At 56.7% G+C, this 12,654-nt stretch carries 12 protein-coding genes; 3 read left to right on the top strand and 9 right to left on the bottom strand.

Going from position 1 to position 12,654, the window contains the following annotated elements:
- Positions 1 to 82: 82 nt before the first annotated feature.
- Positions 83 to 787 carry a DUF1120 domain-containing protein gene (locus tag USG84_RS09465; protein ID WP_151413468.1) on the top strand — a complete coding sequence of 235 codons (705 nt, stop codon included), beginning with the start codon at positions 83 to 85 and terminating at the stop codon, positions 785 to 787.
- Positions 788 to 829: 42 nt separating this feature from the next.
- Here USG84_RS09465 and deoD read toward each other — a convergent pair whose 3' ends face one another.
- The 4 genes from deoD to deoC all read right to left on the bottom strand — a co-directional run bounded on the left by deoD (position 830) and on the right by deoC (position 5,223).
- The gene (deoD, locus tag USG84_RS09460; protein WP_010427122.1) at positions 830 to 1,552 is read right to left on the bottom strand and encodes a purine-nucleoside phosphorylase; all 723 of its coding nucleotides are present in this window, start codon (positions 1,550 to 1,552) and stop codon (positions 830 to 832) included.
- A gap of 182 nt (positions 1,553 to 1,734) precedes the next feature.
- Positions 1,735 to 2,958, bottom strand: a complete 1,224-nt coding sequence (deoB, locus tag USG84_RS09455) for a phosphopentomutase (protein ID WP_028015441.1) — start codon at positions 2,956 to 2,958, stop codon at positions 1,735 to 1,737.
- Positions 2,959 to 3,011: 53 nt separating this feature from the next.
- Positions 3,012 to 4,334: a thymidine phosphorylase gene (gene deoA / locus USG84_RS09450; RefSeq protein WP_061099305.1), complete on the bottom strand. Its 1,323-nt coding sequence runs from the start codon at positions 4,332 to 4,334 to the stop codon at positions 3,012 to 3,014.
- A 109-nt stretch (positions 4,335 to 4,443) separates the two neighbouring features.
- The gene (gene deoC / locus USG84_RS09445) at positions 4,444 to 5,223 is read right to left on the bottom strand and encodes a deoxyribose-phosphate aldolase (RefSeq protein ID WP_061099306.1); all 780 of its coding nucleotides are present in this window, start codon (positions 5,221 to 5,223) and stop codon (positions 4,444 to 4,446) included.
- Between the two features lie 262 nt (positions 5,224 to 5,485).
- On the opposite strand from deoC, the gene USG84_RS09440 reads away from it, so the two are divergent.
- Both USG84_RS09440 and USG84_RS09435 read left to right on the top strand, forming a co-directional pair.
- Entirely contained in the window at positions 5,486 to 7,021 is a 1,536-nt protein-coding gene (locus USG84_RS09440) for a YjjI family glycine radical enzyme (RefSeq protein WP_151413467.1), read from the top strand.
- Entirely contained in the window at positions 6,996 to 7,856 is an 861-nt protein-coding gene (locus tag USG84_RS09435; protein ID WP_253540625.1) for a YjjW family glycine radical enzyme activase, read from the top strand. Before USG84_RS09440 ends, USG84_RS09435 begins: the two co-directional genes overlap by 26 nt.
- Here the strand turns inward: USG84_RS09435 and USG84_RS09430 are convergent.
- The 5 genes from USG84_RS09430 to prfC all read right to left on the bottom strand — a co-directional run bounded on the left by USG84_RS09430 (position 7,851) and on the right by prfC (position 12,599).
- On the bottom strand, positions 7,851 to 8,633 hold the full coding sequence (locus tag USG84_RS09430) for a TatD family hydrolase (RefSeq protein WP_151413466.1): 783 nt from the start codon (positions 8,631 to 8,633) through the stop codon (positions 7,851 to 7,853). The two genes, USG84_RS09435 and USG84_RS09430, sit on opposite strands and share 6 nt — an antisense overlap.
- A complete protein-coding gene (locus USG84_RS09425; protein ID WP_151413465.1) occupies positions 8,630 to 9,682 on the bottom strand; it encodes a patatin family protein in 1,053 nt (350 codons plus the stop codon). Before USG84_RS09425 ends, USG84_RS09430 begins: the two co-directional genes overlap by 4 nt.
- A gap of 120 nt (positions 9,683 to 9,802) precedes the next feature.
- Positions 9,803 to 9,964: a DUF1328 domain-containing protein gene (locus USG84_RS09420; RefSeq protein ID WP_003856556.1), complete on the bottom strand. Its 162-nt coding sequence runs from the start codon at positions 9,962 to 9,964 to the stop codon at positions 9,803 to 9,805.
- Positions 9,965 to 10,091: 127 nt separating this feature from the next.
- Entirely contained in the window at positions 10,092 to 10,709 is a 618-nt protein-coding gene (gene osmY / locus USG84_RS09415; protein WP_028015434.1) for a molecular chaperone OsmY, read from the bottom strand.
- A 300-nt stretch (positions 10,710 to 11,009) separates the two neighbouring features.
- The gene (gene prfC, locus USG84_RS09410; RefSeq protein ID WP_028015433.1) at positions 11,010 to 12,599 is read right to left on the bottom strand and encodes a peptide chain release factor 3; all 1,590 of its coding nucleotides are present in this window, start codon (positions 12,597 to 12,599) and stop codon (positions 11,010 to 11,012) included.
- Between the last annotated feature and the right edge of the window lie 55 nt (positions 12,600 to 12,654).

The raw sequence follows: 12,654 nt of genomic DNA, 5'->3' as shown, positions 1-12,654 counted from the left end.
ATAGAAAGAAAAAATAACCATTAAAACGCGTGGTTCCGTCCATGCAGTTTAATATTCATTTTATCTATGTTAAGGATTAACCATGAAAAAAAATCTCCTGGTCGCCGCACTGGCGCTGGTCACGACCTGCGCTGATGCGGGGGATACGGCGGTGCTGAAGGTGAAAGCCTCGCTGACCAGCAACTCCTGTACCCCAGAACTCAGCAACGATGGGACGATCGATTTTGGCACCGTGCAGGTTGGCGATCTCTCTCAGACTCAGACAACGCAGCTGGGTGAAAAGGGGCTGACGTTGACCATCACCTGCCCAACGCCAACGAAAGTGGGCTGGAGCATTGCGGATAACCGCACTGACTCTAACGCCAGCACGGGCAGCAGCTCAAATCTGAAGGTGATGAACGCCACGTCGAACGGCGGCGAACTGCGGGGCAGCATGGCTACCTTTGGCCTCGGTAAAACCCATGATGGCAAAAACATCGGTGCCTATTCCATTTACACCAGCACGGGAGAGGTAACGGCCAACGGGTCCGCGGTTGAGCCCATTCGTACCGCGGTGACCGCAGGCGTGGGAATGAGTCGCTGGCAGAAAGCCAATGGTGGCACCATCGCGAATAAAAACCTGGGCCTGATGAGCGTAGCGTCCACGGGCAAAACGGAGCCAATGGCGGTGACCAGCGTCTCTTTCCCGCTGAACGTCTCGCTGGCGGTTGAAAACTTGAAGAACCTGTCACTGACGGAAGATACCGAGTTTGATGGTCAGGCGACCATTAGCGTGGTGTATCTGTAAGGGAAGAAATGCCGGGCTGTGAACTCAGCCCGGCAGACAACATTACTCTTTATCGCCCAGCAGAACGGATTCCAGCGCGATTTTGATCATGTCGTTGAAGGTGGTCTGACGCTCGGCAGCGGTGGTCTGCTCGTGGGTACGGATGTGGTCAGAAACGGTGCAGATGGTCAGCGCTTTCGCACCAAACTCAGCCGCGACGCCGTAGATACCCGCCGCTTCCATTTCCACGCCCAGAATGCCGTATTTTTCCATCACGTCGAACATCTCGCCACCGTCCGGTGCATAGAACAGATCGGCAGAGAAGATGTTACCCACGCGCGCTTCAACGCCCAGCGCTTTTGCCGCGTCAACCGCGTCACGCACCATGCCGAAGTCAGCAATTGCCGCGAAGTCGTGGTCTTTGAAACGCATACGGTTAACTTTGGAATCGGTGCAGGCACCCATGCCGATAACGATATCGCGCAGCTTAACGTCCATACGCACCGCGCCGCATGAGCCCACGCGGATGATTTTCTTCACGCCGAAGTCGGTGATCAGCTCTTTGGTGTAGATGGAGCAGGATGGGATACCCATGCCGTGGCCCATGACGGAGATTTTGCGGCCTTTATAGGTACCGGTGAAGCCCAGCATGCCGCGAACGTTGTTCACTTCACGCACGTCTTCGAGGAAGGTTTCTGCAATGTGCTTCGCGCGCAGCGGGTCGCCCGGCATCAATACGACGTCAGCGAAATCACCCATTTCTGCGTTAATGTGAGGAGTTGCCATCTTCAGTTCCTTTTAAATTGTTTATTCTTTTCACCCTCTCCCTGTGGGAGAGGGCCGGGGTGAGGGCATCAGACCGCACCCGTGTTTCTCGTGGGAGAGGGTTGGGGTGAGGGCATCAGGCCGCACCCGTGTTTCTCGTGGGAGAGGGCCGGGGTGAGGGCATCAGGCCGCACCCAATCCGTTTAGAACATGGCCTTGCCATATTCCATGTCAGACGTACCAAAGTATTTCGCAATGGTCTGGCCGATGTCCGCGAAGGTTTCACGGTGTCCCAGCGAGCCCGGCTTCACTTTCGGGCCGTACACCAGCACCGGAATGTGCTCACGGGTGTGGTCGGTACCGGTCCAGGTTGGGTCACAGCCGTGGTCAGCGGTCAGGATCAGAATGTCATCTTCACCCACCAGCTCCATCAGCTCCGGCAGACGGCGGTCGAACAGCTCCAGACCGGCCGCGTAACCCGCAACGTCGCGACGGTGGCCCCAGGAGGAGTCGAAGTCCACGAAGTTGGTGAAGACAATGGTCTTGTCGCCCGCTTCTTTCATCTCTTTGATGGTGGCATCGAACAGCGCATCCAGACCGGTGGCTTTCACTTTTTTAGTGATGCCGCAGTTGGCGTAGATATCCGCGATTTTGCCCACGGACACCACGTGGCCGCCCTTCTCGTCGACCAGCTTCTGCAGCACGGTTGGCGCCGGTGGCTCAACGGCCAGGTCGTGACGGTTACCGGTACGCTGGAAGTTACCCGCTTTGTCGCCGATAAACGGACGCGCGATCACGCGGCCAATGTTGTAGCCGCCTTCGGTCAGCTCTTCACGGGCGATTTCGCACAGCTCGTAGAGTTTATCCAGGCCAAACGTCTCTTCGTGGCACGCAATCTGGAACACGGAGTCAGCGGAGGTGTAGAAAATCGGCTTGCCGGTTTTCATATGCTCTTCGCCGAGCTGATCCAGAATCACGGTACCGGAAGAGTGGCAGTTACCGAGGTAGCCCGGCAGGTTGGCACGCTTCACCAGCTTATCCAGCAGCTCCTGCGGGAAGCTGTTCTCGTGATCGGAGAAGTAGCCCCAGTCGAACAGCACCGGCACGCCGGCGATTTCCCAGTGGCCAGACGGCGTATCTTTACCGGAAGAGAGTTCGTGCGCCCAGGCATAGGCGCCCACCACTTCCGCGTTGCCGTCCATACCGGCTGCGATTTTACCGGTAGAACCTTCATGCGCTTTCACCAGACCGAGGCGGGTCAGGTTTGGCAGAGTCAGAGGGCCTTTACGACCGTTGTCCGCTTCGCCTTTGGCACAGGCTTCCGCGATGTGACCCATGGTATCGGAACCCACGTCACCAAAACGTTCTGCATCTTCGGTTGCGCCGATGCCGAATGAGTCCAGCACCATAATAAATGCACGTTTCATAATTGTTCTCCGTACTTAGTGCTTCATAAAAATGCGATCAGATCAGTATACCGCTATTCGGTGATACGGCGATAGACCGTTGGAGTGCTTTCCGGCGCTTTATCATCAAGCGTAATGGCTGCTTTCACCGCTTTCGCCGCGTCCTGCCAGCTGGCTTCATCTTTGGCGTGGATCACCGCCAGCGGACGTTGTCCGTCAACGCTGTCGCCCAGACGGGCCATATCGGTAAAGCCGACGCTGTAATCAATGGTGTCCGATGCCTGACGACGACCGCCGCCCATAGACACGACAGCCATGCCGAGCGCGCGGGTGTCCATGGCGGAGACAAAGCCTTCGCTATCCGCATAGACCGCTTTGCTGAGCATCGCGGTTGGCAGGTACTTCGCGTAATTTTCGACGAAATCGGTCGGGCCTTTTTGCGCCGCCACCATGCGGCCAAAGATCTCCGCCGCTTTGCCGTTGTCCAGCACCGCCTGCAGCTTCGCGCGGGCTTCCGCATCGTCTTTGGCCAGCTTGCCGGAGATGAGCATCTCAACGCACAGCGCCATGGTGACGTCGAACAGGCGCGGGTTGCGGTATTCGCCCGTGAGGAACTGAACGGCTTCACGGACTTCGACCGCGTTACCGGCGCTGGAGGCCAGCACCTGGTTCATGTCGGTCAGCAGCGCGGTGGTGCGCACGCCCGCGCCGTTGGAGACGCCAACGATCGCTTCGGCAAGCTGAGCAGAGAGTTCATAGGTCGGCATAAACGCGCCGCTGCCTACCTTCACATCCATCACCAGCGCGTCCAGCCCTTCTGCCAGCTTTTTAGCGAGGATCGAGGCGGTGATCAGTGGGATAGAATCGACGGTTGCGGTGATATCGCGCGTCGCGTAGAAACGCTTGTCTGCCGGCGCAAGAGAGCTGGTCTGGCCGATAATCGCCACGCCAACGTCTTTAATAATGTCGCGGAAGCGGTTGTCATCCGGGAAGATATCGAAGCCCGGAATGGCTTCCAGTTTGTCGAGCGTACCGCCGGTGTGGCCCAGGCCGCGCCCGGAGATCATTGGAATGTAACCGCCGCAGGCTGCCACCATTGGGCCAAGCATCAGGGAGGTCACGTCGCCCACGCCGCCGGTGGAGTGTTTGTCCACGATCGGGCCGTTGAGGTTGAGGCTTTTCCAGTCCAGAACGGTTCCTGAATCTCGCATCGCCATGGTCAGCGACACGCGCTCAGGCATCGACATATCGTGGAAGAAAATGGTCATCGCCAGAGCCGCAATCTGCCCTTCAGAGATGGTGTTATCACGAATGCCGTTGATAAAGAAGCGAATTTCTTCGTCGCTTAATGCATGACCATCACGTTTTTTACGAATAATTTCTTGTGCGAGAAACACGGTAACCTCCATGCGGAATCGGGGGAGTTGTGGCGGGTGGCGCTACGCTTACCCGCCCTGCGATCCTGTAGGCCGGATAAGCGAAGCGTCATCCGGCGTAGTCTGGCAATTAGTAGCTGCTTGCGCTCTTACCGTCGCCGTGACCCAGCGCCTTCAGCAGGCTTGCCAGCAGGCTGGACGCACCGAAGCGGTAGTGGCGGGAGTCCGCCCATTCTGCGCCAAACAGCTCGTCGGCAATCGCCAGGAACTGCTGCGCGTCTTCCGCGGTACGCACGCCGCCCGCAGGCTTGAAGCCAACGGTTTTGGACACGCCCATATCGCGGATAACTTCCATCATGATGCGCGCGCTTTCCGGGGTCGCATTGACCGGCACTTTACCGGTAGAGGTTTTGATGAAATCCGCACCGGCTTTGATGGAGATTTCAGACGCCTTACGAATCAGCGCCTCTTCTTTCAGCTCGCCGGTTTCGATGATCACTTTAAGCCAAACGTTTGCCGCCGCACATGCGTCTTTACAGGCTTTCACCAGGTCAAAACCGACCTGCTCGTTGCCGGCGATCAGCGCGCGGTAAGGGAACACCACGTCAACTTCGTCTGCACCGTAGGCAATGGCCGCGCGGGTTTCAGCCAGCGCGATCTCGATATCGTCGTTGCCGTGCGGGAAGTTAGTGACGGTTGCAATGCGCACGTCCGGGGTGCCCTGCTCTTTCAGCGTTTTGCGGGCAATTGGGATAAAGCGCGGGTAGATGCAGACAGCGGCGGTGTTGCCCACTGGCGTTTTCGCCTGATGGCACAGGGCGATGACTTTTTCATTGGTGTCGTCATCGTTCAGGGTGGTCAGGTCCATCAGCTTCAACGCGCGCAGGCTGCTTGCAGTTAAATCGGTCATAACATTCTCCAACGGCAGTGCCGTATCAATTTTACCTTGCGGGTCTGTGAGTATTCTAACATTCACCCGCATCCACACTTCGACATTCATCACAGTTAATGAAAACTGCGTACAAATTTGCATTACTGTAATGAGATTTTCTTCAAACTTTAGCGTGCAAATTGCTGGCTAAAGCAGCGATACCCCTTGTTGGATCAAAAGCGCCGGCAGGCTGGCTTTCTACAATTCGTTCATCATCCGCAGAACATTCAAGGAAGTGAACATGCCCGACGCCCTGCAACAACGTTGCCAGCATATTGTGACAAGCCCGGTGTTAACCCCGGAGCAAAAACGTCATTTTCTGGCGCTGGAGGCGGAAAATAATCTGCCCTATCCGACGCTATCTCCGGCCGCACGCGCCGCGCTGGACGAGGGGTTTATCTGCGACATGTTCGAAGGCCATGCGCCCTACAAACCGCGCTACGTGCTGCCGGATTATGAAAAATTCCTGGCTAACGGTTCGGAATGGCTGGAGCTGGAAGGCGCGAAAGATCTTGATGACGCCCTCTCGCTGTTAACCATTCTCTACCACCATGTTCCTTCAGTGACATCAATGCCGGTCTATCTCGGCCAGCTCGACGCGATTCTGAATCCGTATGTTAGAATTCTAACACAGGAAGAGATCGATAGCCGAATAAAACGTTTCTGGCGCTATCTCGACAGAACGCTGCCCGATGCGTTTATGCACGCCAACATCGGGCCCGCCGACGGCCCTGTCACCCGTGCCATTCTGCGTGCAGATGCCGAACTGAAGCAGGTTGCGCCCAATCTGACCTTTATCTACGATCCTGAGATCACCCCGGACGATTTGCTGCTTGAGGTGGCAAAAAACATCTGTGAATGCAGCAAGCCGCATATTTCAAACGGTCCGGTGAATGATAAAATTTTCACAAAAGGCCGTTTTGGCGTGGTGAGCTGTTACAACTCTCTGCCGCTGGCGGGCGGTGGCAGCACCCTGGTGCGCCTTAACCTTAAGGCCATCGCCGAACACAGCACATCCGTTGACGACTTCTTCACCCGCACGCTTCCGCACTACTGCCAGCAGCAAATCGCCATCATCGATGCCCGCTGCGAGTTCCTGTATGAGCAATCCGGCTTCTTTGAGAATAGCTTCCTGGTGAAAGAGGGGCTGATTGATGCCAACCGGTTTGCGCCGATGTTTGGCATGTACGGTCTTGCCGAAGCGGTGAACCTGCTGTGCGAGAAAGCAGGTATGGCGGGGCGTTACGGTAAAGACGAGCAGGCCAACGCGCTGGGCTATCGCATCAGCGAACAGCTTGCGGCGTTTGTTGAAAATACGCCGGTGAAGCACGGCTGGAAGCATCGCGCGATGCTGCACGCCCAGTCAGGCATCAGCTCCGATTCGGGCACCACGCCGGGCGCGCGCCTGCCCTACGGCGACGAGCCGGATCCCATCAGCCATCTGCTGGCCGTTGCGCCGCACCATAAACACTATCATTCCGGGATCAGCGATATTTTAACGCTGGATGAGACGGTAAAACGCAATCCGCAGGCGGTGGTTCAGCTTTGCCTGGGCGCGTTCAGGGCCGGTATGCGTGAGTTCACCGCAAATGTGGCCGGTAACGATCTGGTGCGCGTGACCGGCTATATGGTTCGCTTGTCGGATCTGGAGAAATACCGGGAAGCGGGTTCGAGAACGAACACCACGTGGCTGGGGGAAGAGGCCGCGCGCAATACCCGTATTCTGGAACGTCAGCCGCGCGTGATAAGCCATGAACAGCAGATGCGCTTTAGTTAGTCAGGTCATCCCCTTCTCCTGCGTGGACGGGCCGGGCAGCCGCCTGGCGCTGTTCCTTCAGGGCTGCAACCTGCGCTGCAAAACCTGCCACAACCCGTGGACCATCGGGCGCTGCAACGACTGCGGGGACTGCGTCCCCCGCTGCCCGCACGACGCGCTGACCATTCAGGCCGGGCGCGTCTGGTGGCAGGAAAGTCACTGCCAGCAGTGCGACACCTGCCTGCGCCTGTGCCAGCAGCAGGCCACGCCCATGGCGCACCGCCTGAGCGTGGAGGAGATCCTCACGCAGATCCGAAAAGCCGCCCCCTTTATTGAGGGCATTACCGTCAGCGGGGGCGAGGCCACCACGCAGCTGCCGTTTTTGATCGCCCTGTTCACCGCGATCAAAGCCGATCCCGCCTTGCATCACCTCACCTGCCTGGTAGACAGCAACGGTCTGCTAAGCGCAACCGGCTGGCAAAAACTGCTGCCGGTGCTGGATGGCGCAATGCTGGATCTCAAAGCGTGGGGGAATGAACATCACCGCTTTCTGACCGGACGCGATAACCCGCAGATTAAGGAGAGCATTCGCTGGCTGGCAGACCGTCACCGTTTGACGGAGCTCCGCCTGCTGGTCATCCCGGAACAGTGTGATTATCTGGAACAGATCAAACCGTTGATCGCGTTCATCCACGGGCTGGGGAATGTTCCGGTGCGTATTAACGCGTTTCATGCGCACGGGGTTTACGGCGAGGCGGCATCATGGCGCAGCGCCACGCCGGAGGATATTGAGCCGCTGGCGCGGGCGCTGGAAAAACAGAAGATAACGGTGATTCGTCCGGCGCTTTATCTATAGCGTGATGCCAAAAACCGAACGGGTATTTTCGAGCAGCGCGCCGGCAATGACCTCTTCAGGTTCCTGACGCAGTTCGCACAGTACGTCAAACACCCGCGCCGCCTGTTCCGGGCGATTCGGCTGCCCCTGAAAACCATTCAGCGGCATATCCGGCGCGTCGGTTTCCAGTAGGAGCGCCGACAGCGGCAGCTGCGCCATCACGTCACGGGTTTTACTGGCGCGTGGATAGGTGATGGTGCCACCGACGCCAATTTTATAGCCCAGCTCAATAAAACGCTGCGCCTGCTGCAGGCTGCCGGAAAAACCGTGCACTACGCCTCTTCGCGGCAGGTCGATGCGCTTCAGGTGCATCGCCAGTTTGTCATGGGTGCGTCGGGAGTGGAGGATCACCGGCAGATCGTGGCGCTTTGCCAGCCGAAGCTGCGCGTCGAGGATCGTCTGCTGGCGTTCAAACTGCGGATCTTCGCGATAGAGATCGAGGCCGATCTCGCCGATGGCGACAAGTTTCTCTCCCGCACTTTGCAGCACCCGATCCAGCTCTTCAAGATGCTCATCACGATGGCGCTCAATGACAATCGGATGCAGGCCGAGCGCGGCATAAAGCGCGGGGTATTGCGTGGAAAGATCCAGCACGCGGGAAAAATAGGCCACCTCAACCGACGGCACAATGATGGCCTGCACGCCGGCTTCGGCAGCTTTCGCAATGCTTTGCGCTTCATCCCCCGTAAACGGCGGAAAATCAAAGTGGCAATGGGTATCAACAAAGCGGTGCGTCACGCCAGATCCTCGTTATCCAGTAAAGCGTCATTCGCCTGTGGGATATCCACCAGCGGCATGGTCAGGGCGTCGTTGGCGACAATTGCAGGTGGCGTAATAATGCGTTTATGCCGATACAGAGGCGGTTGCTCCGCCAGCATTTTGCCGACCGTCGCCAGGAAGTAACGCCCGCACAGCCGCCCCGTTTTGTAATCCATGCGCAGCGCAGGGACGCGGCTGCCCAGCGCCATGCTGACCAGCGGCTTAGGCGGATAGATCTCGAAAATACGCAGCTTACCCGGCGGTTTCTCAATGAAACGCTGCATCGCGCCGTAGGTGGTTTCATGCTGCTTCGCGATGTTCACCAGCGGCTGCAGGCTGCTGTCGCCCAGCCAGCGCTCCATCCGCTTAAACCACTGGGGGGTGTAATACATTTGCGACGGAACGGTACGGATCACCACGATGGTTTTCGCCCCGCGCCGCGCGGCTTCCTGCACCGGCACCGCGTCGCTGATGCCGCCGTCCAGATAGCTGATGCCATCCAGCAGCGCGCCGGTACGATAAAAACCGGGAATGGCGCTGGAGGCGCGGATGATGTCCAGCCAGTTCTCCTTCTGCGGAGAGAAATAGCCCGGCGAATAGTCATCGCCCCGGCTGGCGCACATCCAGAATTCTTTGCCGCTATCAAACAGGCGGGCGGCGGTATCCATGGCCAGCGGCATCTGGCTGGAGGTCGACTCCAGCAGCCAGTCGAGATCGATCAGGTTGCCGCCGCGCACGAAGCGCACCGGGTTAAAAAATTCTTTCGCCGTGGTGTAGCGCATGATCACTTTTCGCGCGTAGCCGGGCTGGTTACAGACGTAGGCCGAGAGATTCTGCGCCCCGGCGGACGTGCCGAAGTAGAGGTCAAACGGGTTGAACTGCGCGCGCATAAACTCATCCAGCACGCCGGCGGTGAAAATGCCGCGCTGCCCTCCCCCCTCGCAGACCAGTGCGAGTTGACCCGCGCGAAACGGTTTTAACGTCAGCGGCGCAATATTGCCGAGCGTAACGGGAATTCGTTGCCCCACCTCTGCTTTCCTGTTTTGATTATTTTATCACTCCACAGTAACGCACCCGCCCTGTATCGCAAATAAGAAAAAGCCAGTCGCAGTGACTGGCTTTATTTTGTTTAAGGAATATTGCGTTTGCTACGGACGTCTACGCCCCGTAAACAGGCTGACCAGGAACAGAATAATACCGACGACAAAGACAATTTTAGCTGCCCATGCCGCTGTACCTGCCAGTCCACCAAAGCCCAATGCGGCGGCAATTAACGCGATAACCAGAAATATAATGCCCCAACGAAACATAAGCTTCTCCTTTACCATAGTTAATGTCGGCCGCTAAACGTGAGCGCTCAGGTCACTCACCGGCGTTTTTCCAGAGTCGTTCTTATTTCGCCCGCAGGATTTAGCCTGTCGGGCGAATGGTCCAGAATTACTTCGTTTTCAGATCGTTTTTAACGCTTTTCACACCATCAATGGCTTTCGCAATTGACTCGGCACGTTCACTTTGCGCCTGTGAATCAACCGTACCGGAAAGCTGAACCACGCCATCGGTGGTTTCCACTTTCACCTTACGAGACGGCACGATGTCATCTGCTAAAAGTTTAGCTTTGATTTCGCTGGTAGTAGCGGCATCACCGGCATAACCTTTCACCGACGCGTTTTTACCGTCGCGAACGTGGAGTTTATCGCTCACGGATGCAACACCCTCGACACCCTTCGCCACCTTCACGGCCTGTTCGGCCTGGGCCTGGCTTTCAACGAAGCCACTCAGGGTAACGACCTTTTTGTCGGTCTTAACGGAAATATCGGTGCTCTTGATGGCTTCATCATCCACCAGTGCGGCTTTCACTTTTGCTGTGATAGAGCTGTCGTCCATGAAATTACCGACTTTATTCATAGAGCTATCGATTTTTTGCCCTGCGGTATCGGCCGTGGACTGTGCTTTATCCATGGTGCTGCTTTCCGCCAGGGCGGAACCGCTAACCAGAACGCTACCCAGTGTTACAGCCAGCAGAGTTTTAGAAATCTTCAGTCTTGTCATATTCATCGATGTATTCCTGTGTTTTACCCGTTATTCGGGCTAAATACTTCCTTAGTAGTTTTATATATCGCGAATAAACACACGGGTGAAATGGAGAACCAATTGACATGCATTGAACAGTTAATTCATCCACGCCCGGTGCTAAACACTGAGTTAAATATAGATCACTCTCACAATGCCGCTTTCAGAATTGAGTAAAAAACGCGCGAATAGCGTGAATTTGCGGTGAATTAAGAACATTCCGCAAGGGACTAATAAGACAGGAATAAAAGAAGAGCACGGCGATTGCCGTGCTCTGAGAGGGGATTAGTGTTCGCGCGTTTTGCGGAACTGAACGTCTGGATAACGTTCCTGCGTCAGGTTCAGGTTGACCATCGTTGGCGCGATATAGGTCAGGTTGTCGCCGCCATCCAGCGCCAGCTGAATTTCGTTCTTACGCTTAAATTCTTCGAATTTCTTCACGTCAGAACACTCAACCCAGCGCGCGGTCGCCACGTTGACCGATTCGTAAATCGCTTCCACGTTGTACTCGCTCTTCAGGCGCGCAACTACCACGTCGAACTGCAGCACGCCCACCGCGCCGACGATCAGATCGTTGTTGGCGATTGGACGGAACACCTGCACGGCGCCCTCTTCGGAGAGCTGAACCAGGCCTTTCAGCAGCTGTTTCTGCTTCAGCGGATCGCGCAGGCGAATGCGACGGAACAGCTCCGGTGCGAAGTTCGGAATACCCGTGAACTTCATCATCTCGCCCTGGGTGAAGGTATCGCCGATCTGGATCGTACCGTGGTTGTGCAGGCCGATGATGTCGCCCGGATACGCTTCCTCAACGTGCGAGCGATCGCCCGCCATAAAGGTCAGCGCGTCGGAGATGACCACGTCTTTGCCGATACGCACCTGGCGCAGCTTCATGCCCTTCTCATACTTACCGGACACCACGCGCATGAAGGCCACGCGGTCGCGGTGTTTCGGGTCCATGTTGGCTTGAATTTTAAAGACGAAGCCGGTGAACTTCTCTTCTTTTGCTTCCACTTCGCGGGTGTCGGTTTTGCGCGGCATCGGCTGCGGAGCCCACTCCACCAGACCGTCCAGCATGTGGTCTACGCCGAAGTTACCCAGCGCGGTACCGAAGAAGACCGGAGTAATTTCGCCGCTCAGGAACAGCTCTTTGTCGAACTCGTGAGACGCCCCCTTCACCAGCTCCAGCTCGTCGCGCAGCTGCGCGGCCAGCTCTTCGCCAACTGCGGCGTCCAGATCCGGGTTGTCCAGACCTTTGACAATGCGCACTTCCTGAATGGTGTGGCCTTTACCGGTCTGGTACAGGTAGGTTTCGTCTTTATAAAGGTGGTAAACGCCTTTAAACAGCTTACCGCAGCCAATTGGCCAGGTGATTGGCGCACAGGCGATCTTCAGCTCGTTTTCCACTTCATCCATCAGCTCCATCGGGTCACGGATGTCACGGTCGAGTTTGTTCATAAAGGTGAGGATCGGCGTATCGCGCAGGCGGGTAACTTCCATCAGCTTGCGGGTACGATCTTCTACACCTTTCGCGGCGTCGATCACCATCAGACAGCAGTCCACCGCCGTCAGGGTACGGTAGGTATCTTCGGAGAAATCTTCGTGGCCCGGGGTGTCCAGCAGGTTCACCAGGCAGTCGTGATACGGGAACTGCATCACGGAGGTGGTAATCGAAATACCACGCTGCTTTTCCATCTCCATCCAGTCAGATTTTGCATGCTGGCTGGAGCCACGGCCTTTAACGGTACCCGCAGTCTGGATCGCCTGTCCGAACAGCAACACCTTCTCGGTGATGGTCGTTTTACCGGCATCCGGGTGCGAGATAATGGCAAAAGTACGGCGCTTGGCCACCTCTTGCAGATAAGGAGACAACGTCATAATTAAATCTTCTTTTATAAGCGCGGCAGCACGCCACGCATCATGGAATACAAAA

It is taken from the genome of Enterobacter sp. 168J2 (assembly GCF_034107265.1).
GTDB classification, from domain to species: domain Bacteria; phylum Pseudomonadota; class Gammaproteobacteria; order Enterobacterales; family Enterobacteriaceae; genus Enterobacter; species Enterobacter nematophilus.
This window is presented reverse-complemented; position numbering and strand designations above follow the sequence as displayed.

Excerpts from the sequence above, each read along its gene's own strand:
- USG84_RS09465 (WP_151413468.1), top strand. The coding sequence starts at position 83 with ATGAAAAAAAATCTCCTGGTCGCCGCACTGGCGCTGGTCACGACCTGC.
- deoD (WP_010427122.1), bottom strand. The coding sequence starts at position 1,552 with ATGGCAACTCCTCACATTAACGCAGAAATGGGTGATTTCGCTGACGTC.
- deoB (WP_028015441.1), bottom strand. The coding sequence starts at position 2,958 with ATGAAACGTGCATTTATTATGGTGCTGGACTCATTCGGCATCGGCGCA.
- deoC (WP_061099306.1), bottom strand. The coding sequence starts at position 5,223 with ATGACCGATTTAACTGCAAGCAGCCTGCGCGCGTTGAAGCTGATGGAC.
- USG84_RS09440 (WP_151413467.1), top strand. The coding sequence starts at position 5,486 with ATGCCCGACGCCCTGCAACAACGTTGCCAGCATATTGTGACAAGCCCG.
- USG84_RS09435 (WP_253540625.1), top strand. The coding sequence starts at position 6,996 with ATGAACAGCAGATGCGCTTTAGTTAGTCAGGTCATCCCCTTCTCCTGC.
- USG84_RS09420 (WP_003856556.1), bottom strand. The coding sequence starts at position 9,964 with ATGTTTCGTTGGGGCATTATATTTCTGGTTATCGCGTTAATTGCCGCC.
- osmY (WP_028015434.1), bottom strand. The coding sequence starts at position 10,709 with ATGAATATGACAAGACTGAAGATTTCTAAAACTCTGCTGGCTGTAACA.
- prfC (WP_028015433.1), bottom strand. The coding sequence starts at position 12,599 with ATGACGTTGTCTCCTTATCTGCAAGAGGTGGCCAAGCGCCGTACTTTT.